The sequence below is a fragment of the Nocardia sp. SSK8 genome (assembly GCF_037034205.1).
GTDB lineage: Bacteria > Actinomycetota > Actinomycetes > Mycobacteriales > Mycobacteriaceae > Nocardia.
Map to the genome: position 1 here is coordinate 406,945 of NZ_JBAGKD010000003.1, position 20,834 is coordinate 427,778.

A 20,834-nucleotide genomic window follows, 5' to 3' on the forward strand; every position below is an offset into this window, starting at 1 on the left:
CTCGGGGTCGCGGGTGCGGGGCTGGGAGTGCGGGAGGTGGCGGACTTCGGGTTGTGCCGGGTGGCTGGGAGTGCGGGAGGTGGCGGACTTCGGGTTGTTGTGATCGGAGATTGCGGGGGACACGCGTGAGGTCCCTGCGGGGTCGGGGTCCGTGCGGCACAGTGGGGGCATGACGAACCCGAAGAAGCGGGGGCGCGGGAATGCGCCTGTGCCGGAGCCGCAGGGGCGGAAGGTGCCGGGCGCCGAGTTGCTGTCGGCGGCGCAGGCGGCGGTGGGGGCGGCGCAGACGGCGGCGGGGCAGGCTATCGACGCCGCACAGCAGACGGCGGGGTACGCCTTCGACGCGGCGGTTCGGCTGCCACCCGCCTCGGCCCAGCTGGCGGCGCAGTTGCCGGATCTGGTGGAGAACCTGTCGATCGCGGTCGACCGTCTCAACAGCACGATCGATCGGCTGGATCGCACCCTCGCCCTCGCCGACCCGGTCTTCGCCACCTATGACCGGCTGCTGCCCCGCCTGGAAGCGATGATCTCCCTGGGTGAAGACCTGTTCGGTGCGCTGGCGAAGCTGCCGGGGGTGGGGCTGCTCGGGCGGATCGCGGGCCGTGGTGGCGAGGAGCCCGTGTCGGAGCCACCACCGAAGAAGCGTCCCCGGCGCTGATCCGAGCAGGCGAGCCATCGCCTCCAGTCGGCGCGCGCGGTGCGTGGATCGACCGGGATCAGGTGCCCGGCGCCAAGGCGCGGAAGGTGGCGGCCGCTTTGAGGACCATTTCGGCGAACTCGTCTTCGGCGTCGGAGTCGAGGACGATGGCGCCGCCCGCGCCGATGCGCCATTCGTCGTCGTAGCGGACGGCGGTGCGGATGACGATATTGAGGTCGGCGGTGCCGCCGAGGCCGAGGAAGCCGATGGTGCCGGAGTAGATGCCGCGGGCCTGGGTTTCGAGTTCGTCGAGGATTTCCATGGTGCGCAGTTTGGGGGCGCCGGTCATCGAGCCGCCGGGGAAGCAGGCGCGCAGGCAGTCGATGGCGGTGGCGCCGGGGCGCAGGGTGCCGCGCACGGTGGAGACCAATTGATGCAGCGTGGAATAGGTTTCGGTGGCCATGAGCTCGGGCACGTGCACCGAGCCGACCTCGCAGACGCGGCCCAGGTCGTTGCGCAGCAGGTCCACGATCATCAGGTTCTCGGCGCGGGTCTTGGGGTCGTCGGCCAGGGACAGGCGCAGGTGCTCGTCCTCGGCGACGGTGCGCCCGCGCGGCGCGGTGCCCTTGATCGGCTTGGACTCCACCACCCGGTCCCGGTCGATCCTCAGGAAGCGTTCGGGGGAGGAGCAGGCCACGTCGAGGCCGTCGAAGCGCAGGTAGGCGGCGTAGGGGGCGGGGTTGCAGCGGCGCAGGCGCCGATACAGGGCGAGGCCGTCCGCGGGTGCGGCGGCGACAGCGACGGTGTCGGTCAGGCAGATCTCGTAGGACTCGCCCGCGTGCAACCGCTCCTGGCACACCGCGATATCGGCCAGATACCGGTCGCGGCCACGGATCAGATCGGCCTGCACCGCATCAGGATCGGCGGGCACGTGCAGGTCGGCGGGATTGGTCCAGGTCGGCAGGTCGGCCAGCGCGGTGCCGGTCGCGCGCAACCAGTCGTCGGCGGCATCCGCGCTCGCCTCGGTGGCCAGCGCGAGCAGATGGGTGTGCCCGGCCTCGTGGTCGACGACGATCAGCCGGTCGGCGAAGATCCACTGGGCATCCGGTGTCAGCGAGCGGTGCGCGGCACTCGCCCCGCAATCGGCCTTCACCTCGTACCCGAGATACCCGACATACCCGCCGGTGAAGTCGAACGGCAGCGGCGGCACCTCGCAATGCCTGCGCCGCAGCTCCCGATCCAGATAGTCCAGCACGGTGCCGGGCACGGTGTGGATGCCCTCGGCGTCCGTCACGGTGACGGCACCGTCGCCGACCCGATAGCCGACGATCTCCGCGTGCGGCCCACCCGCGTCGCCCAGGAAGGAGAAGCGATCCAGCCCCGGCTCGACGTGCTCGCTGTCCAGCCAGAACGCCGTCGGCGAGTCCGCGTACCGGCGCAGGAAGATCGCCTCGGTATCGATGGCCCGCTCGATGACCCTGTGCCGCACCCGGAATCGCCGATCGGGCGCCGGATCCTCGGCTGCTACCGGCTGCCCGCGCACGACGACCGGCGCGCTCACCGGCGTGCGCGCCTTGGTCAGGTCGGCGAAATTGCGCACCAGCGCGGCCCCGAACTCACTCGACACCGACTCCGGATGGAACTGCACCCCCCACTGCGGCCGTTCCCGGTGCCGCACACCCATGATCACGCCGTCACCGGTGGACGCGGTCACCTCCAGCACCTCGGGCACCCGCTCGGCGGCCAGCGAGTGATAACGCACCACGGTGAAATCCTGCGGCAGCCCGGCGAACAGGTCGCGGTCGTCGTGCGCGACCCGGTCGAGGTAGCCGTGCCGGGCCCGCGGCGCCCGCCCGACAGTCCCGCCCGCGCCGACCACGATGCCCTGATGCCCCAGGCACACGCCCAGCAGCGGCAGCTCGGTCTCGGCGATCAGCCGGGTGGAGATGCCCATGTCGCGCGCCCGGTCGGGGCGGCCGGGTCCGGGGGAGATCACCACATTGTCGAACCGGGACAACTCGAGCGCGACCAGATCGGGGACGTCGTCGTTGCGCACGACGGTCGGCTCGCTCCCGTTGACCTCGCTGATCAGCTGATAGAGGTTGTAGGTGAACGAGTCGTAGTTGTCGATCAAGAGCGTGCGCATCGTATCGGAAACCCTACGCCGGGCCCACGGACCGGCCCGCTCGGGCACAATGATCGCCATGTCTGTTTCGCAACCGGTCGATGTCGACCCGGGCATCGCCGACTTCGCGGCCATCGGCCGCTGGATGGACGAGCGTGGCCTGCCCGGCGGCGCGCTCGGCGAGGTCACCGCGATCGGCGGCGGCACCCAGAACATCATGCTGCGCTTCACCCGCGGCGAGCGCGAATACGTCCTGCGGCGCGGCCCCAAACATCTGCGGGCCAAGAGTAACGAGGTGATCGGCCGCGAATCCCGTCTGCTCGGCGCGATCGACGGCACCGAGGTCCGCGCGCCCCGGGTGATCGCGGCCTGCGACGACGACTCGGTGATCGGCGCGGTCTTCTACCTGATGGAACCCATCCGCGGTTTCAACCCGCAGACCGAACTGCCCGAGCTGCACGCCGGTGACCCCGAGATCCGCAGGCAGATGGGCCTGTCCGCGGTCGAGGCCATCGCTCGCCTCGGCGCGCTGGACTACCAGGCCCTCGGCCTGGCCGACTACGGCCACCCGGACGGTTTCCTCGAACGCCAGGTCCCGCGCTGGCTGCGCGAACTCGACTCCTACGGCGCCAACGAGGGTTATCCCGGCCCGGACATCCCCGATGTGGACCGCATCGGCGACTGGCTCGACCGGCACCGCCCCACCGACTGGACTCCGGGCATCATGCACGGCGACTGTCACCTGGCGAACATGATGTTCGACTACGACAGCCCGGCCGTGGCCGCCATGGTCGACTGGGAGATGTCGACCATCGGCGACCCGCTGCTCGACCTCGGCTGGCAGCTGGCCACCCGCCCCGAACCCGGCACCGTCGGCGCCGGGCTGATGGGCACCCTCGGCACGGTCGGCGGCCTGCCCACCCCCGAGGAGATGGTCGAGCACTACGGCAAGTTCTCCGAGCGCGACCTGAGCGCGGTGCCCTGGTACACGGTGCTGGCCTGCTTCAAGCTGGGCATCGTCCTGGAGGGCACGCACGCGCGGGCCTTCGCGGGCAAGGCGCCCAAGCCGGTCGGCGACTTCCTGCACGCGGTCACCCTCGAGCTGTTCGGCAAGGCCCGCCAGCTCATCGAGTGATGCCCGGATCTCGGCGCAACATGGCGCAATCTTGATGGATCATAAGATGCGGTCATCCTAGGCTGGGTTCATGATCGTTCCCGACACCAAGGACTGGACCTGGGTCCTCGAACAGCCCTGCCCGGACTGTGGATTCGACGCGGAGACCATCGCCTACGCGGCGGTCCCCGAACGTGCCCTGCGCAGCGCCGCGCGCCTCGGCGCCGCCCTGGAACGCGACGACGCGCGCGTGCGCCCGGACGACAGCACCTGGTCGGTGCTCGAATACGGCGCGCACGTGCGCGACGTGTGCCTGCTCTTCGACACCCGGCTGGGTGTGATGCTCGCCGGGGACGGCACCGAGATCCCGCGATTCGAAGGCTGGGATCAGGACGCGGCTGCCGTCGCAGGTCGCTACGGTGAGCAGGACCCCGCGCAGGTCTCTCGGGAACTGTCGCAGGCCGCCGAACGGATCGCCGCGACGCTGGCCGCGGTGCCCGCCGATCAGCTCGGCCGACGTGCCACCCGCAGCGACGGTTCGCTGTTCACGGTCGCCTCGCTGTCGCGCTACTTCCTCCACGACCTCGTGCATCACGTCCACGACGTGCGGGGATAGAGATTTTCCGATTTATTTCTAGAACGTGTTACAGAATCGGCCGAAATTTCGTTAGGGTGAGTGCAGTCACTACGAGGCACCAAGCTTGGCGAGAGGTCGAGGCGGAACATGAAGACCAAGGGCGCGATCCTGTGGGGCACCGACCAGCAGTGGTCGGTGGAGGAGATCGAGGTCGGCGATCCCGTCGCCGGTGAAGTGCAGATCCGGATGGAAACGGCGGGCATGTGCCACTCCGACCATCACATCGTCACCGGCGCCACGCCGATGCCGTCGTTCCCGGTGATGGGTGGCCACGAGGGTGCCGGTGTCATCACCAAGCTGGGCCCGAACTGTCCGAGCGATCTGGCCGTAGGCGACCACGTCATCCTCTCGTTCATCCCCGCCTGCGGCCGCTGCCCCGCGTGCGTGGCCGGGCACATGGCGCTGTGCGATCTGGGCGCGGGCCTGCTCATGGGCCAGGCCATCTCCGACGGCACCTACCGCATCCAGGCGCGCGGCGAGAACGTCATCCCGATGTGCCTGCTGGGCACCTTCGCGCCGTACATGACCGTGCACCACACCTCGGTGGTGAAGATCGACCCGACCATCCCGTTCGAGGTCGCCTGCCTGGTCGGCTGCGGTGTGCCCACCGGCTTCGGCTCCTCCACCCATGTCGCGCAGGTCGCCCCGGGCGAGACCGCGGTGATCGTGGGCATCGGCGGTGTCGGCATGAGCGCGCTGCAGGGCGCGGTGCTCTCCGGTGCCTCCAAGGTCGTGGCCATCGACCCGAATCCGTGGAAGCTCGAGCAGGCGCAGAAGTTCGGCGCCACGCACACCTACGAGAGCATGGCCGCCGCCATCATGCCGCTGATGGAGGCCACCGAGGGCCGGATGGCCGAGAAGGTCATCCTCACCATGGGCGAGATGCACGGCGACTACGTCGAGGAGGGCCTGATCCTCACCGGCAAGGCGGGCACCCTGGTGGTCACCTCGATGGGCCGGATGGACGCGGGCGACGTCAAGATGAACAGCTTCCTGCTGTCCATGCTGCAGAAGACGGTGAAGGGCTGCATCTTCGGTGGCGGCAACGCGCGCCAGGACGCGCCGCGGCTGCTCTCGCTCTACAAGTCGGGCCAGCTCAACCTCGACGACATGGTGACCCGCAGCTACTCCCTCGAGGAGATCAACCAGGGCTACCAGGACATGCTGGACGGCAAGAACATCCGCGGCATCATCCGCTACACCGAGGCCGACTGGTAGTCAGCGCTCGCGTGCCCGCCCGGCGAGCCGGAGCACGATCTGCGCGATCAGGTCGTACGGAATCGGTTCGCCGAGCGGGAATTTCACCGTGCCCCGCCCCGATACGTACGGGGCAACGGCCCGGTCCAGCTCTGGGTCCCCGTCGGGGATCGGATACAGGCTCACATGGGCCTTCCAGCCCGCGAACGACACGAACGCCCGGCCGTCGAGGGTGGCCGCGGGCATGGCGTAGCTGATCTTCTCGCCCGAGTCCGGGACCACCCGCCGGATCGTGGCGCGGATCTGCTCGAGCACCGCGCGCGCCGCCTCCGGCTGCCCGGCGAGGTAGTCCTCGACCGATGCGGGCGTGTCTGCCATGGTGCTCCTCCTCGCTGCCGGACCGCGCTGACCGTCGCCGATTCTAGGTGCTGACCAGTACTTCTTCCGGACGACCCGCGGCGATGAGTTGCCCCTCGCGCAGCAACAGGCAGTGGTCGGCGCGGGCCGCCTCGTCGCGATCGTGGGTGGCCTGCATGACGGTCACGCCCGTCGCCGCCACCTCCGCGAGCACCCGCGAGATCGCCGCCTGCGAGGCCGTGTCCAGGCCGGTCGCCGGTTCGTCGAGCAGCAGTAGCTCCGCCTGCTGGGCCAGGGCCTGGGCGAGCAGGGTGCGCTGGCGCTGGCCGCCGGAGAGGGTGTCCAGGCGTCGTGTCGCCAGTGCGGTGAGGTCCATCCGTTCCAGGCAGGTGCCGATGAGGGCGCGGTCGTCGCGGGTGAGTCGCCGCCACGGGCCGCGATGTGCCCACCGTCCCATGGCCACCGCCTCGCGCACCGTGATCGGCAGCGTCGGCGGAATCGCGGTGTGCTGCACCACGAATGCCGGGCGGCCGAGCGTGTGCGCGACCGTGCCGGAGTCGATCGTCACGGTGCCCGCGAGCACGCCGAGCAGTGTCGATTTCCCCGAGCCGTTGGGGCCGACGAGGGCGGTGATCTGCCCGCCGGGAAGGGTCGCCGAGAGCTCGCGCAGCACCGTCGTGCGCGCGTACCCCGCCGTCAGGTGGTCGATTCGGACCGCTGTGTGTTGCATCTCACCCCAATTGAAACGATAACCATTTTCAGTATAGCCTTCCGCGCTATGGATTGGCTGATCGCCCCGTTCGAGGTGGCATTCGTGCAGCGTGCGCTGTGGGGCGGGCTGCTCGTGTCGTGCGTGTGCGCCCTCGCCGGGACCTGGGTCGTGGTGCGCGGCATGGCGTTTCTGGGTGACGCCATGGCGCACGGCATGCTGCCCGGTGTCGCGGTGGCGGCCCTGCTCGGCGGCAACCTCGTGCTCGGTGCCGCGATCAGCTGCGCGGCCATGGCTTTCGGTGTGTCCGCGCTCGGGCGCAGTCCCCGGTTCGGGGCCGATACCGCGATCGGTCTGCTGTTCGTGGGCATGCTCGCGGCCGGGGTGATCATCGTGTCGCGGTCGCAGTCGTTCGCGGTGGATCTGACCGGGTTCCTCTTCGGTGACGTGCTCGCGGTGCGCTCGCAAGACCTCGGATTCCTGGCGGCGGCCGTGGCGGTCGCGTTGATCGTCGCTGTGCTGGGTCACCGCTCGTTCGTCGCGCTCACCTTCGACCCGCGCAAGGCGCACACGCTGGGCCTGCGCCCGAAGCTCGCCAATGCGGTGCTGATCGGCCTGGTGACGCTGGCGATCGTCGCCTCGTTCCACGTCGTCGGGACGCTGCTGGTCTTCGGCCTGCTCATCGCGCCGCCCGCTGCCGCGCTGTACTGGTCGGACCGCATCCCGGTGGTCATGCTGCTGGCCGCGGGCATCGGTGGCCTGTCCACCGTGGTGGGCCTGCTCATCTCCTGGCACGCCGAGACGGCCGCCGGGGCGACCATCGCCGCGGTGGCGGTCGCGACCTTCTTCCTCTCGGCCGTCGCGTCCTCGCTACGCGCCCGCTTCGGCCGGGCGGGCGCGGCTTCCGTCGCGGCACTGGCGGCCCTGCCGCTGGTCGGGTGTGGCACACCGGAACCGCCGGTGGTGGAGGAGACCCCGCACGGTTTCGTCGCCGGTGCCGAGGAGATGAGTGAGGTGCAGACCCGGCTGATCCTGACGGACGCCTCCGGTGCCGTGCGTGTCCTCGACCTGCTGACCGAGCAGGTCACCGAGGTGGAAAGCGGTACCACGCAGCCTCTTCCGGGTGCCACCTCGATGGCGACCGACGGCCGGTTCGCCTACCTCGGCGCGGACCATCGGACGCACATCGTCGACGGCGGCGCCTGGACGGTGGACCACGGTGACCACCGGCACTACTACAGCGCGCCGGTCCGCGCGGTCGGCACCGTGGAGCAGACAGTTCCCGGTTCACCGTCCGCGCCGAGCGGATCGCCCGCGTCGACCGTGCCCGCGCTGCCCGCATCGTCCGCGCCGACTGTGCCCGGCTCGCAGGGGGAGCCGGGGGCGCGAGTCGGTGGTGACTCGGTGGTCGGCGCGTATGCGGACGCGGTGGTCGTGACGGTGGTGTCGGCCAATGGGCAGTCGACAGCGCTCGACCGGGCCGCGCTCGACGCGGGGACGATCCCCGAGGTACGGCCGGTGGCGGGTATCGCGGTGCCATACGGCGAGCGGATCGTCGTGGCGAGCGGGGACGGACGTGTCGAGGTGCGTGGACGGGAGGAGAACACCGGACCGGCGCAGGCCGAGCGGTGCGCGCAGCCGCGGGGGCAGGCGGTGACGCGACGCGGGGTCGTATTCGGGTGTGCGGACGGGGCGCTCGTGGTGGCCCAGCGTGACGGTGAGTTCGTCGCGGAGAAGATCCCGTACCCGACGCCGACCGCCGACCGGGCCACGGCGTTCACCCATCGGCCCGGCAGCACCACCCTGACCGCGCTCGCCGGACGCGACGGCGTGTGGACCCTCGACATCCGTAAGAAGACCTGGACCCGCACCCCGATCGCCGACGCCGTCGCGGTGAACACCGCGGGCGAGGGGGCGCCGCTGCTGGTCCTCACCCGTGACGGTGTCCTGCACGGTATCGATCCCGAAACCGGCACGCGGACAACGCAGGTCCCGCTGCTCGACGGCCCGGTGACGGGCACGCCGGTCATCCGGGTCGACCCGGAACGCGCCTATATCAACGATATTCGCGGCCGTGAGGTGCACGAGATCGCCTACAACGACAACCTGCGCGTCGCCCGCACCTTCCCGCTCGATATCGAGCCCACGCTGATGGTGGAGACCGGCCTGTGAGAACCACCGCACGCCTGCGCGCCGTCGCGGCCCTCGTCGCCCTGGCCCTGGTCGCGCTGCTGGGTGCCTGTGGCACCGAGACCGACCGCACCGGGATCGTGGTGACCACCAATATCCTCGGTGACCTCACCCGCGCGATCGTCGGCGACACCGTCCCGGTCACCGTCCTCATGCAGGCCGGTGCCGACCCGCACTCGTTCGCCATCTCGGCCAGGCAGGCCGCCGATATCGAGCGTTCCGCGCTGGTCGTGCACAACGGTCTCGGCCTCGAAGAGGGCATTGCCAAGCACGTGGACGCCGCCGCGGCCGCGGGCGTGCCGACGCTGGCCGTGGCCGAACACGTCGACCCGATCGACTACACCGCTGACGACTCCGCGGGCACCCCCGACCCGCACTTCTGGACCGACCCCCAGCGGGTCCGCAGCGCGGTCGAGACCATCAGCGCCGAAGTGCTCGCCCGCGTCACGGATATCGACGCCACGGCCGTGCGCGCCAATACCGAGCGCTACCTCACCGAACTCGACCAGCTCGACCGCTGGATGACCGAACGCTTCGCCACCCTCGCCCCCGAACGCAGGCAGCTGGTCACCGACCATCACGTCTTCGGCTACCTGGCCCAGCGTTTCGGCTTCCGGGTGATCGGCGCGGTGATCCCCAGCGGCACCACCCTGGCCTCGCCCAGCGCCGCCGACCTCGACGGCCTCGCCACCGCGATCCGCGCCGCGGGCGTGTCCGCGGTCTTCGCCGATTCCGCCCAGCCCGACCGCCTCGCGCGCGTGCTCGCCGAACACACCGGCCTGCACGTGCAGGTGATCGCCCTGCACACCGAATCGCTGTCCGCCCCCGGCGGCGGCGCGGCCACCTATCTGGAGATGGCGCGCACCAATACCGAGGCGATCGTGCGCGGGCTGAGCACACCGTAGTTTCACGCAGGAGAAATGGAGCAGGACATGCACACTCGGACCCGGACCACCACGACGGTGGCCATGGCGGGGGTCCTCGCCTCGGTCGTCGCGCTCGCCGGTTGCGGCAGCGACGACACCGCGCACGACCACGAGCACACCCCGGGCGCCGAACCCATCGCGCTCACCTACGACGGCGGCATCTACGTCCTCGACGGCGCCACCCTCGACCAGCGCGGCCAGGTGGACCTGCCCGGCTTCAACCGGCTCAACCCGGCAGGCGACGAGCACCACCTGATGGTCTCGACCAAGGACGGCTTCCGCGTCTTCGACGCCTACGACGCCGCCTTCACCGGCACCGAGTTCCCCGCCGACAAGCCCGGCCACGTGGTGCGGCACGCGGGCAAGACCGTGCTGTTCGCCGACGGTTCCGGCGAGGTCACCGTCCTCGACTCCGGCGCGCTCGGCGAGGACAAGCCCGCGACCGAGGTGTACAAGGCGGCCGCACCGCACCATGGTGTCGCGATCGAGCTGAGCAACGGCGATCTCGTGCTCACCCTCGGCACCGAGGACAAGCGGGTCGGCCTGGTCGCCCTCGACGGCGATCGCAAGGAACTCGCCCGCAACGAGGACTGCCCCGGCGTGCACGGCGAGGCCACCGCACAGGGTGAGGCCGTGGTGGTCGGCTGCCAGACCGGCGCGGTCGTCTACCGCGACGGCAAGATCACCAAGGTCGCCAGCCCGACACCGTACGGCCGGATCGGCAATATGGCGGGCAGCGAGGTCTCGCCGATCGTGCTGGGTGACTACAAGCAGGACAAGGACGCCGAACTCGAACGTCCGCAGCAGGTCTCGCTGGTGAACACCGCCGACGGCACCCTGCGCCTGGTCGACATCGGCACCAGCTACACCTTCCGCTCGCTGGGCCGTGGCCCGCAGGGTGAGGCGCTGGTGCTCGGCACCGACGGCAAGATCCACGTCATCGACCCGGTCGCCGGTACCGTCACCCGGACCATCCCGGTGCTCGGCACCTGGACCGAGCCGCTGGACTGGCAGTCCGCGCGGCCCGCACTGTTCGTGCGCGACGGCATCGCCTACGTGAGCGATCCGGCGGGCAAGCAGGTGCACCGCGTCGACCTGGCCGAGGGCAAGGTCACCGCGACCGCCACGCTCCCGGCGGCGCCGAACGAGATCAGCGGCGTCAGCGGACACTGACCCCGTCGCCGGTGACGCGTCCGCTCACCGGCCTCGGCTCGAGGCGAAGTCGCTCGGGGCCACTCGGCTCGCCCCGAGGCGTGTCGCCGCCGCCCACACGGCGCAACCGGCCAGTGGCCCGTGTACCCCGATCGTGGTGGGTGCGCGGGCCGCTGCCGGACTAGCGTGTGGCGCACCGCATGACGGCCTCGCGCAGGTGACGGCTGCGCACATCGTCGAGGATGGCCATGCCGAGCCGGTTCATGCTGTATCCGAAACCCACTCCGGTGGCGGGATCGGCGAAGCCGAACGACCCGCCCAGGCCCGTGGTGCCGTAGGCGCGCTTGTCCGAGCCGAACCGGAAGCTGCCGCGCGACTTGCGGAAACCGAGGTGGTAGCGGCTCTTGGTGTGCAGCACCAGGTCGTCGGCGGGCACGTCGGCGGCGGTGTCGGCGGCGGCGAGCAGGTCGAGGACCTTGTCGGTGATCGGCAGCGCGCCGGTGCGCCCGGCCGCCGCGCCGTACACCCGGGCCAGCGCCCTGGCATTGCCCACGCCGTTCATCCCGGGCCACTCGATCTCCAGGAATTCCCGTCGTGCGGCCCGGGCGGGCGCCCCGGGACGCGGATTGGTCAGCGCCGCATAGGAATACCCGCGCTTCGCGTACACCTCGGCGCCGATCCGCAGCGGCACGTCGGCGAGCTCGTAGCGCAGGATGTCGAGGCCCTTGGTGGCCGAGAGCACCGCGACGCGCTCCATCGGCTCGGACGCGGGCAGCCCGATGAACAGATCGGCCTCGACCGGGCGGGCGATCTCCTCGGCGAAGAACCGGCCCAGGCTGCGGCCCGCCGGATCGACCCGGCGCAACAGCTCGCTCTGGTAGAGCCCGAGGGTGAGGGCGTGATAACCGTGCCGGGTGCCCGGCGTCCACGCGGGTTTCTGCGCGGCCAGGATCTCCGCGAGGGCGTCGCGGTCGGCCAGCTCGCCGAGCTTGACGACGCGGTCCAGCCCGGACAGCCCGGCCTGATGATCGATCAGCTGGCGCACGGTGACGCGTTCCTTGCCGTGCGCGCCGAACTCCGGCCAGTACTGCGCCACCGGGGCCTCGTAGTCGAGCAGGCCGCGCGAGACCGCCACCGCCAGGGTGAACGCCGACATGCCCTTCGACGAGGAGAACACCGGCACGATGGTGTCGCGCTCCCAGGGCACCGCGCGGTCGCGGTCGCGGTGCCCGGCCCACAGGTCGACCAGCGGCTGGTCACCGGCGTAGACGGCGACGGCGGCGCCGATCTCGCCGTGGGCGGTGAAATTGCGGCGGAAGGCGTCGGCGACGGGGCCGAAACCGGCCGCCACGTCGCCGTGGATCGAGGGTGCGGGACTCATGGTGAACCCGATCGTAGCCGCGTCTCGTACGCTGCCGATATGCGAAGTTTCGAGCAGCTGGCGCACTGGCCGGTCCGGCACGCGGCCGCGGCGGTGCGCACCGCGGACGGAATCTCCAGCACCGGCGACATCGATCGGGTCTTCCGGCTCGCCTCGGTGACCAAGCCCCTGGTCGCCTACGCGGCGCTGGTCGCGGTCGAGGAGGGCGCCGTCGAACTCGATCAGCCCGCGGGCCCGCCCGGGGCGACGGTGCGTCATCTGCTCGCGCACACCTCCGGCGTCGCCTTCGCCACCCCGGAGGTGATCGCCGCCCCCGGTGCCCGGCGCATCTATTCCAGCGCGGGTTTCGAACTGCTCGCCGATTTCCTCACCGCCGAGACCTGCATCGAATTCCCGCGGTATCTGCACGACGCGGTCTTCGCGCCGCTCGGGATGACCGGCGCGGTGCTCGACGGGTCGGCCGGGCACGCCTGCCGGGCCTCGGTCCGTGACCTGACGGTGTTCGCCGGTGAGTTGCTGAACCCCGAATTGATATCTCGGCAAACTCTCGACGAGGCGACCTCGGTGCAATTCCCCGGACGCGACGGCGTGCTTCCCGGATTCGGCACCCAGCGCCCCAACGACTGGGGATTGGGTTTCGAGATCCGCGACGGAAAAGCCCCGCATTGGACCGGATCCCGCAATTCCGGGCGCACCTACGGGCACTTCGGGCAGTCCGGGACCTTCCTGTGGGTGGACCCTGAAATTGGGGTGGCGACGATCGCGCTGAGCGACGAGAATTTCGGGGACTGGGCACGCGCGGCGTGGCCGAAATTCAGCGATTCCGTTATCGCAGAGACATCCAACACGCTGTGAAGTAACACCCGCAACACCGAACACTTCAGTACACTCGGGCCACGCCAGTCTGCGACGGGTCGTTGGGGAAGACGCTCCTTGTCGAGGCTGGAGGTGTTGGTAGTGCGCGCATCGAGTCAGTTCGCTGACGCGACGGCAGGTGTGGTCTACATCCACTCGTCGCCCGCCGCGTTGTGCCCGCACGTGGAATGGGCACTGTCGACGGCGCTCTCGTCGCCGGCGAAATTGCGCTGGAACGCGCAACCCGCCGACGGACACCTGCGTGCCACCAGCGACTGGATCGGCCCGGTGGGCACCGCGGCCCGGATTGCCCAATCATTGCGCGCCTGGCCGGTCCTGCGCTTCGAGGTCACCGAGGACCCCAGCGACGGTGTCGACGGCGAGCGCTACAGTTTCGTCCCCGCGTTGGGCCTGTGGCACGGCTCCACCGGCGCCAACGGCGATGTGATGCTGGGCGAGATGCGATTACGCGCCTTACTCCAGGCCGCGAGCGAACTCGGCGGCCACGGCACCTACGACCTGTCCGCCGAGATCGACCGCGCCCTTGGCACCGCCTGGGACGACGATCTCGAGGCCTTCCGCCAGGGCACCGACGGCGCGGGCGCCGAAGTCACCTGGCTGCGCCGCGACGTGGGCTGACACCGCGTCGCCACTGGGCCGCCGTGGTCGCCACGGTGAACACGGCACCGGTGACCGCGACGAAATAGAACAGGGAGCCGTTGCGGCCGAAGCGGGCCACGTACACCCAGAACAGCAGGGCCGCGATCGCCGCGGGCGGGGTCCGGATCACCGACCCGACCGCGATCCCGAGGCCGCAGGCGGTGAACGCGTAGATCGGTACCGTCCACAGATAGCGCAGCCCGGCGGGATCGGTCAGCGAGACCTCGCCGTACACCAGGGGCACCTGGAGCTGGCCGGGGATGGCCGCGAATCGTTCGGCGACGGCGGCGATCCCGAAGGTGATCAGCAGCGGCAGGCACACCGTGAGCGGCACGGCGACCAGCCACAGGAAACCGCGGCCGCCGGTGCGGATCGCCTCGGCGGCCAGGCCGCGGCCGAGGTCGGTGACGGGTTCGCTCATGCCGCCGCCCCCGTGATGCGCAGGTAGGCGTCCTCGAGCCGGTCACCGGAGTCCACGAGCTCGCGCAGCGGGGCATCGGCCAGCACGCGGCCGGTGCCGAGCACGATCACCCGATCGGCATTGCGTTCGGCCTCGTCGAGCAGGTGCGAGGTGACCAGCACGCAGGTGCCCGCGTCGGCGAGTTCGCGCAGCAGCGCGCGCATCCAGTGGATGCCCGCGATGTCGAGACCGTTGAGTGGTTCGTCGAGCAGGATCGTGCGCGGCCGGGCCAGCAGCGCGGCGGCGATGCCCACGCGCTGGAGCATGCCCAGCGAGAACTGCGCCAGGCGGCGATCGGCGACCTCGTCGAGACCGGTCTCGCCCAGTACGTCGCCGACGCGCGCGGCGGGCAGTCCACGGGAGCGCGCGAGCCAGCGCAGGTGCCGCCGGGCGGTGTGCCGTGGGTCGAAAGCCCGGTAGTCCAGGTGCATCCCGAGTCCGGATGGGGTCGCGCGACCGGCTCGCACCCAGGTGCCGTCGACCTCGACGGTGCCGGTGGCCGGGGCGATGATCCCGCACACGCAGCGCAGCAGCGTGGACTTGCCGGTGCCGTTGAGGCCGAGCAGGTAGGTCACCGCGGCGTCGGGCACGGTCAGCGCGGGGATGTCGAGCACCGTGGTGGTCGCGTAGCGCACGGTGAGGTCGCGGAGTTCGATCAAGGGTCAGAAATCGCAGGGAATCGGCAGGCCGACGGTCTTCACTCCGGCGCACAGCGATTCGTTGGCCAGCCTCCAGCTGCCGTCGGTGGTGGAGCCGCGCTCAGCCCGCGATCGGTGCGCTGCGCGCCGACCGGGTGGTCAGACGCAGGGTCACACCGCAGTCGCCGCCGGTGTCGGGCCGCACGTCGACATCGAATTGCGTTGCGAGCGTGGGCGAATGACGCTCCAGGACTCGCTCGATCATGCCCTGCTGGATGCCGGTCACGATCTCCGGCGCGTTGCGCGCGATGCGCCGCAGCGGGCAGTTGCACAGCTGGATCTCGTGCATCCCGAAACTCGACACCGCCGCGGACACCTGGAACCCGAGCCGGGTCAGTGTGGTGGTGACCACGGTCACCGGGTCGGGCAAGTCGGCCTGCGGTTCACCGAGGTCGGTCAGGCTGTCGGCCCACATCCGCCCGGCCGCCGCGGCTTTGGCGCGGCGTGCGGCGGGGGTGTCACCGAGCTGGGCCAGCAGGGCGTCGAGCACGGGCGCGGCGGGATCGGCCCCGGCGGCCACATAGCCCTTGCGCGGGCGGCCGACCGTTTCCGAGGGCAGCCAGGTGCCCTCCACCAGACCCGCGTCGATGAGCGCGTTGAGATGGAAGCGCGCGGTGGTGATGTGGATGCCCAAGGTCTGCGCGACCACCGGCGCGTCCAGGGGTTCCAGGAAATCGCGCACCAGTGCGAAGACCCTGTCCCGCTGCCGGGGTGTGCTGACCATCGGCGCTCATCTCACGCCGTGACCGGCGACTTCCCCCTCGATTGTAGGACCGCCGCATCCCGCGGCCGAACCGACAGGAACCCAGTATGAGCACACCGTTGCCCTTCGACCATCGCGATTCCGCGCACATTCATCGCCAGGAAGCCGAACGCATGAGCACTCTCGTCACCGACACGACCGCCTGGGAGCCCAAGGACGGCGACCTGCCGAATATCCAACGGCTGCTCGCCGGACCCGGAATCACTCTGGTACGCCTGAGTTTCCGGCAGGGGCAGGTGCTCGACGAGCATCGCGCGCCCGGGCCGATCCTGATCAGCTGCGTCTCCGGAGCCATCGACCTCGACGTCACCGCGGGCGGCGCGATGGCGGCGCACCGGCTCGAACCGGGCAGCACGATCTATCTCGCCGCGGGCGATCCGCATCGGCTGGAGGCCAGGGCCGACTCGGTCGTCCACCTCACCCTCCAGTGGAATGTGCACCCCGCCTGAGCGGTCGTCACGGGGTGGTGAAGGCGGCGGTATGGGCGGCGGCCCAGTCGGCGAAGAGGGTCGGCGGGCGGCCGGTGATGTCGGTGACGCTGGTCAGCGGCAGGGTGGCCGGGTCGGGGCTGTAGCCGGTCAGGACATTGTCGACATACCAGCTCGCCTGCTCGCCCATGCTCGCCGCGAGGGCCGCGATGGTGTCCTCGCGCGAGGCCTTCACGAAGGTGAGCCCACGGCCGAGGGCGGTGGCCAGGTAGCCGAGAAGTTCTGTGCGGGTGAGCAGTTCGGGACCCGACAGTGGATAGGCGCGATTGCCGGTGTCCTCGGCCAGCAGGGCGCTGGCGGCGACCGCGGCGATATCGTCCATGGCGATCGGCGCGGTGGCGGCGTCGGGGTACGGTTCGCGGACCGTGCCGGTCGCGCGGATCTGGTGCGCCCACATGACGGTGTTCTCCATGAAGTCGGCGGGCCACAGGTGTGTCCAGGACAGGCCGCTGTCCTCCACGGCCGTGCACACCGTGCCCCACCAGCTCTCCGGCTCGCCCGACAGGTCGACCACGTGCCGGACCCCGGCCGCGCGGGCCAGCGCGAGCACCTCGGCGGCGGTGTCGGGGGAGGGTGCCAGATACATCCGGTCGACGCCCTCGAACGCCGCGCCCAGGCTCTCCGGACGCCGGATATAGCCCTCGATCACCTCCACCTCGGGCGGCAGCGCGGCCCGGTCGGGGTCGGTGGTGAGTGCGCGTACGTCGGTACAGCCAGCGGCCAGCACATGGTCGACGACCTTGCGGCCGATGTTCGCGGTGGCTCCGGTGACCAGGATGGTCATGGGTTTCCTTCCGGTCGGGCTCGATGAACCACCGATTGTGCCGACGAATCCGGTCCCCGGCACATGGCCGCAGCAGCCATCCGGCAATCGGTGATGTTTTTCCGATATCACCGCAGGTGGTTCCGCTCGGGCACGACCGATGCGAAGATGTTCGCGGACCGAGATCCGGTCCAGCAGAGGATGTTCCGCCGTTTCCGGCGGGCAGACTGGAGGGGCACGATGACTTTCTCGTCTCGAACTAGTTCCAGTACACGGCGCATCGCGGCGGTCGCGGTCCTCGCGACCGGAGCACTCGGTCTGGCGGCCACCACCGCCCACGCCGGACCCGCCACCGCCGTTCCGATCGTCCAGGGTTCCGAAGGGGGAGTGGCGTTCACGGCGAGCCCGCTCGCCGATGGTTCCGGGGTCACCGCCACCGCCGCCGACGGCACGTTCCGCCTGGCCGGGGGCGTGGTCACCCTCGCCGACCACAGCGGCCGGGTGGTCGCCTCGGTGCCGACCAGAATCGTCACCGGCGCGGGCGATTTCGATCTCGCCGCGGGCATCGCCGCCGACGGGCAGTCGGTGACCCTGCGCCCGGTCGCCGCCCCGGCGGTGGTCAGCGACAATCTGGCCGCCTTCGTCGACGAAGCGAGCGACACGTTGGCCCGCAAGCAGCACAACGCGGGCATCGGCGCCCTGGTCGGCGCCGGGATCGGCGCGGTGCTCGGCTTCTTCCTCGGCGGGGTCGGCGCGCTGATCACCATCCCGATCGGGGCGGGTATCGGCGCGCTCATCGGCTACTCCACGCCGTAGTGGTCCGGTGGGGTGGCCGGTGGCGGCCGGTCACCCCGACCACCCATGCCCCGGAATCCGGGATGGGTAAATCGCCCGATGCGGCCGTGTGGCGCCCCGGCCTAGCGTCGGAACATGACCACACAAGAGATCGAAACACTCATCATCGGCGCAGGTCAGGCCGGTTTGTCGACGGGTAGCGCGCTGCGGCGCGCCGGACGGCCGTTCCTGATCGTCGACCGCGGCGACCGCCTCGGCGACAACTGGCGCCGCCACTACGATTCGCTGCGGCTCTACACCCCGGCCAAGTACGACGGCCTGCCCGGCCTGCCGTTCCCCGCGGCCGACCCCTGGAGTTATCCGGGTAAGGACGAGGTGGCCGCCTATCTGGAGCAGTACGCCCTGCACTGGGATCTGCCGGTGCGGATGAAGACCGGCGTCGACCGGGTGACCGCGCGCCCGGGCGGGGGCTATCTCGCCCATCTCGGCGGTGAGGTCATCCGGTGCGCCAATGTCGTCGTCGCGACCGGGACCTTCGGCCGCGCGCCGAAGGTCCCGGACTTCGCCGCCGAGCTGGATTCCTCGATCACCCAGCTGCATTCGAGCCGCTATCATCGCCCCGAACAGCTGGCCGACGGCCCGGTCCTGGTGGTCGGCGCTTCGCATTCGGGCACCGATATCGCCTACGAACTCGCCCGCACCCGTCCGACGACCCTGTGCGGCCGCGACTGCGGGCAGCTCCCGCTGCGCTGGGATTCCCGCGCGATCAGGCTCGCGCTGCCCGTGCTGGTGTTCGCCTGGCGGCACATCCTCACCCGGCGCACCCCGATGGGCCGCAAGGAGATGCGGGAGACCCGTGTCCACGGTGGGCCGATGCTGCGGGTCAAGCGCGCCGATCTCGCCGAACGCGGGGTCGAGCGGATCACCCAGCGGGTGCGCGGGGTACGCGACGGGCGGCCCGAACTCGACGACGGCACCGTCCTGGATGTGCGGAATGTCGTGTGGGCCACCGGGTTCCGGCAGATCTTCGACTGGATCGAGCTGCCGGTGTTCGACGAGGACGGGTGGCCCCGCGAATATCGGGGCGTCGTCGCGGACGCGCCGGGCCTGTTCTTCTGCGGGCTGAGCTTCCAGTACGCGTTCTCGTCGATGGTGTTCCCGGGGGTCGGGCGCGATGCCGCCTACATCGCGCGCCGGATCGTCGCGCGGGCGCCGGGCGAGATGCCTGCGCGCGGGCTCGCCGCCTGAGCCGTCACCACGGTGACCAGCGCGTATCCTTTACCCAGGGTGATGCGCGATGAACGTGGTCGACTGTCTGGTGCGGGCTCGGGAAGCCTACGAGCGGCGGGAATGGGTCGCGGCCTTCGACGCGCTCTCGGCGACCGACGCGGGCCTGCTGCGCGGCGAGGATTTCGCCCGCCTGGCGACGGCGGCCTATCTGACCGGGCGCACCAACGACGCCATCCAGGCCATGCAGCGTGCCTACCAGCTGCACCTGGACGCGGGCGACCTCCCGGCCGCGGTGCGCTGCGCGTTCTGGTTGGCGATGACCCTGCTGACCACCGGGGAACCCGCGGTCGGCAGCGGCTGGGTGGCGCGGGCCGAGCGGGTGCTCGCGCGCATCCCGGACGATATCGCCGAGCGGGGCTATGTGTGCGTGGCGCTGATGTTCCGGCACCTATCGGCGGGGGAGTTCGCCGAGGCGAGCGACTGCGCGGACCGCATCACCGAGTACGGGCACCGTTTCGCGCGGGCCGAGCTGGTCGCGATGGGGTTGTGCGCGCAGGGCAGGCTGGCGATCTACGGCGGGTCGGTGCGGGCCGGTCTGGCGCTGCTGGACGAGGCGATGGCCCATGTCACCGCCGATGGGGTGTCGACGATGTTCGCGGGGCATATCTACTGCGCGCTGGTGGAGGCGTGTCAGGAGATCTCCGATTTCGCCAGGATGGAACAGTGGACCCTGGCGCTGACCAGCTGGTGCGCCGATCAGCAGGGGCTGGTGCTGTTCACCGGCCAGTGCGCCGTGCACCGGGGCCAGCTCATGCGCGTGCACGGCGCCTACGAGGCCGCGCTCGAGGAATTCGGCCTGGCCGCGCGCCGGTACCTGGCCGCCGAGACGGCCGCCCCCGCCGGGCTCGCGCTGGCCGAACGCGGCGATGTGCTGCGCATCCGGGGCGCCTTCGCCGAGGCCGACGCCGCCTACACCGAAGCCGTGGGATACGGCCACGATCCGCAGCCCGGCCTGGCCCTGTTGTGGGCGGCCCGGGGTCGGGGTGCCGCCGCCGTGGCGACGGTGCGGCGGCTGGTCGCCGCGGCACCCGATCCGGTGCATCGCTCCCAGGTGCTGCCCGATGCCATCGATATCCTGCTCGGCGCGCGGGAGACCACCGAAGCCGGGCGGCTCAGCGCCGAACTCACCACGCTCGCCACGGGTTTCGGCTGTGCCGCGCTGCGGGCCTCGGCGGCGCGGGCGGCAGGCTGTGTCGCGGCGGCCGACGGTGATCCGGCCGCGGCCGTGACTCTGCTACGGCAGGCGACCGAGCTGTGGTCGTCGCTGGATGTGCCCTACGAGGCGGCGCGCTCCCGGGCCGCTCTCGGTCGCGCGCTGCGGGCGCTCGGCGACGAGGATTCGGCGTGTCTCGAATTCGATGCCGCCCGAGTGGTTTTCGCGAGGCTGGGGGCGGTGCCCGCCGAAGCCGAGGTGGCGCGGTTGCTCGCGCCGGTCACGCCGGGTGGCCTGACCGCGCGCGAGCTCGAGGTATTGCGGCTGGTCGCGGCGGGACGCAGCAATCCGCAGATCGCCGGGGATCTCGTGTTGAGTGAGAAGACGGTCGCCCGGCACCTGTCGAACATCTTCACCAAGCTCGCGGTGAACTCGCGGACCGCGGCGGCCGCGTTCGCCTACGAGCACGATCTCACCTGAGGAG

General features: G+C 70.8%; 21 protein-coding genes. 13 read left to right on the forward strand and 8 right to left on the reverse strand.

Going from position 1 to position 20,834, the window contains the following annotated elements:
• Positions 1-169 precede the first annotated feature (169 nt).
• Positions 170-658: a hypothetical protein gene (locus tag WA675_RS08685; RefSeq protein WP_336083421.1), complete on the forward strand. Its 489-nt coding sequence runs from the start codon at positions 170-172 to the stop codon at positions 656-658.
• A gap of 58 nt (positions 659-716) precedes the next feature.
• Here the strand turns inward: WA675_RS08685 and pabB are convergent, their stop codons facing one another.
• Positions 717-2,783 (reverse strand): aminodeoxychorismate synthase component I, encoded by a 2,067-nt coding sequence (pabB, locus tag WA675_RS08690; RefSeq protein WP_336083423.1) that lies wholly within the window; start codon positions 2,781-2,783, stop codon positions 717-719.
• 49 nt (positions 2,784-2,832) lie between these two features.
• Between pabB and WA675_RS08695 the strand changes: the two genes are divergently transcribed.
• The 3 genes from WA675_RS08695 (at position 2,833) to WA675_RS08705 (ending at position 5,731) form a co-directional block, all read left to right on the forward strand.
• Positions 2,833-3,897 (forward strand): phosphotransferase family protein, encoded by a 1,065-nt coding sequence (locus WA675_RS08695; protein WP_442945585.1) that lies wholly within the window; start codon positions 2,833-2,835, stop codon positions 3,895-3,897.
• Positions 3,898-3,967: 70 nt separating this feature from the next.
• Positions 3,968-4,492, forward strand: coding sequence for a DinB family protein (locus WA675_RS08700; protein ID WP_336083424.1), 525 nt, complete (start codon positions 3,968-3,970; stop codon positions 4,490-4,492).
• Between the two features lie 108 nt (positions 4,493-4,600).
• Positions 4,601-5,731, forward strand: coding sequence for an NDMA-dependent alcohol dehydrogenase (locus WA675_RS08705; protein ID WP_336083426.1), 1,131 nt, complete (start codon positions 4,601-4,603; stop codon positions 5,729-5,731).
• On the opposite strand, the gene WA675_RS08710 is transcribed toward WA675_RS08705, so the two are convergent.
• Complete coding sequence (locus WA675_RS08710; RefSeq protein WP_336083428.1) at positions 5,732-6,088, reverse strand: iron chaperone; 357 nt, start codon at positions 6,086-6,088, stop codon at positions 5,732-5,734.
• A 43-nt stretch (positions 6,089-6,131) separates the two neighbouring features.
• The gene (gene aztA, locus WA675_RS08715) at positions 6,132-6,797 is read right to left on the reverse strand and encodes a zinc ABC transporter ATP-binding protein AztA (protein WP_336083430.1); all 666 of its coding nucleotides are present in this window, start codon (positions 6,795-6,797) and stop codon (positions 6,132-6,134) included.
• 48 nt (positions 6,798-6,845) lie between these two features.
• Between aztA and aztB the strand changes: the two genes are divergently transcribed.
• Genes aztB through aztD form a run of 3 tightly spaced genes read left to right on the forward strand, consistent with a single transcriptional unit; the run spans position 6,846 to position 11,065 of the window.
• Entirely contained in the window at positions 6,846-8,948 is a 2,103-nt protein-coding gene (aztB, locus tag WA675_RS08720) for a zinc ABC transporter permease AztB (protein WP_336083431.1), read from the forward strand.
• Positions 8,945-9,871, forward strand: a complete 927-nt coding sequence (gene aztC / locus WA675_RS08725; protein WP_336083433.1) for a zinc ABC transporter substrate-binding protein AztC — start codon at positions 8,945-8,947, stop codon at positions 9,869-9,871. Before aztB ends, aztC begins: the two co-directional genes overlap by 4 nt.
• Positions 9,872-9,898: 27 nt before the next feature.
• Complete coding sequence (gene aztD, locus WA675_RS08730) at positions 9,899-11,065, forward strand: zinc metallochaperone AztD (RefSeq protein ID WP_336083435.1); 1,167 nt, start codon at positions 9,899-9,901, stop codon at positions 11,063-11,065.
• A 160-nt stretch (positions 11,066-11,225) separates the two neighbouring features.
• On the opposite strand, the gene WA675_RS08735 is transcribed toward aztD, so the two are convergent.
• Positions 11,226-12,425 (reverse strand): serine hydrolase domain-containing protein, encoded by a 1,200-nt coding sequence (locus WA675_RS08735; protein ID WP_336083437.1) that lies wholly within the window; start codon positions 12,423-12,425, stop codon positions 11,226-11,228.
• 39 nt (positions 12,426-12,464) lie between these two features.
• On the opposite strand from WA675_RS08735, the gene WA675_RS08740 reads away from it, so the two are divergent.
• Together WA675_RS08740 and WA675_RS08745 are read left to right on the forward strand one after the other, a co-directional pair.
• Complete coding sequence (locus WA675_RS08740) at positions 12,465-13,280, forward strand: serine hydrolase domain-containing protein (protein ID WP_336083438.1); 816 nt, start codon at positions 12,465-12,467, stop codon at positions 13,278-13,280.
• A 102-nt stretch (positions 13,281-13,382) separates the two neighbouring features.
• Entirely contained in the window at positions 13,383-13,919 is a 537-nt protein-coding gene (locus tag WA675_RS08745; protein WP_336083439.1) for a DUF3145 domain-containing protein, read from the forward strand.
• Here the strand turns inward: WA675_RS08745 and WA675_RS08750 are convergent.
• The 3 genes from WA675_RS08750 to WA675_RS08760 form a co-directional block, all read right to left on the reverse strand.
• Positions 13,891-14,361, reverse strand: a complete 471-nt coding sequence (locus WA675_RS08750) for a hypothetical protein (RefSeq protein WP_336083440.1) — start codon at positions 14,359-14,361, stop codon at positions 13,891-13,893. The genes WA675_RS08745 and WA675_RS08750 overlap by 29 nt on opposite strands.
• Entirely contained in the window at positions 14,358-15,059 is a 702-nt protein-coding gene (locus tag WA675_RS08755) for an ABC transporter ATP-binding protein (protein ID WP_336083441.1), read from the reverse strand. Before WA675_RS08755 ends, WA675_RS08750 begins: the two co-directional genes overlap by 4 nt.
• A 100-nt stretch (positions 15,060-15,159) precedes the next feature.
• Positions 15,160-15,822, reverse strand: coding sequence for a transcriptional regulator (locus tag WA675_RS08760; protein ID WP_336083443.1), 663 nt, complete (start codon positions 15,820-15,822; stop codon positions 15,160-15,162).
• A gap of 86 nt (positions 15,823-15,908) precedes the next feature.
• On the opposite strand from WA675_RS08760, the gene WA675_RS08765 reads away from it, so the two are divergent.
• Positions 15,909-16,310 (forward strand): cupin domain-containing protein, encoded by a 402-nt coding sequence (locus WA675_RS08765; protein WP_336083445.1) that lies wholly within the window; start codon positions 15,909-15,911, stop codon positions 16,308-16,310.
• A gap of 7 nt (positions 16,311-16,317) precedes the next feature.
• Here the strand turns inward: WA675_RS08765 and WA675_RS08770 are convergent, their stop codons facing one another.
• A complete protein-coding gene (locus tag WA675_RS08770) occupies positions 16,318-17,133 on the reverse strand; it encodes an NAD(P)H-binding protein (protein WP_336083446.1) in 816 nt (271 codons plus the stop codon).
• A gap of 219 nt (positions 17,134-17,352) precedes the next feature.
• Here WA675_RS08770 and WA675_RS08775 point away from each other — a divergent pair, with 219 nt between their 5' ends.
• The 3 genes from WA675_RS08775 (at position 17,353) to WA675_RS08785 (ending at position 20,830) form a co-directional block, all read left to right on the forward strand.
• Positions 17,353-17,928 carry a hypothetical protein gene (locus WA675_RS08775; RefSeq protein ID WP_336083448.1) on the forward strand — a complete coding sequence of 192 codons (576 nt, stop codon included), beginning with the start codon at positions 17,353-17,355 and terminating at the stop codon, positions 17,926-17,928.
• A 114-nt stretch (positions 17,929-18,042) separates the two neighbouring features.
• Complete coding sequence (locus tag WA675_RS08780) at positions 18,043-19,155, forward strand: flavin-containing monooxygenase (protein WP_336083449.1); 1,113 nt, start codon at positions 18,043-18,045, stop codon at positions 19,153-19,155.
• 49 nt (positions 19,156-19,204) lie between these two features.
• On the forward strand, positions 19,205-20,830 hold the full coding sequence (locus tag WA675_RS08785; RefSeq protein ID WP_336083451.1) for a LuxR C-terminal-related transcriptional regulator: 1,626 nt from the start codon (positions 19,205-19,207) through the stop codon (positions 20,828-20,830).
• Positions 20,831-20,834 lie beyond the last annotated feature (4 nt).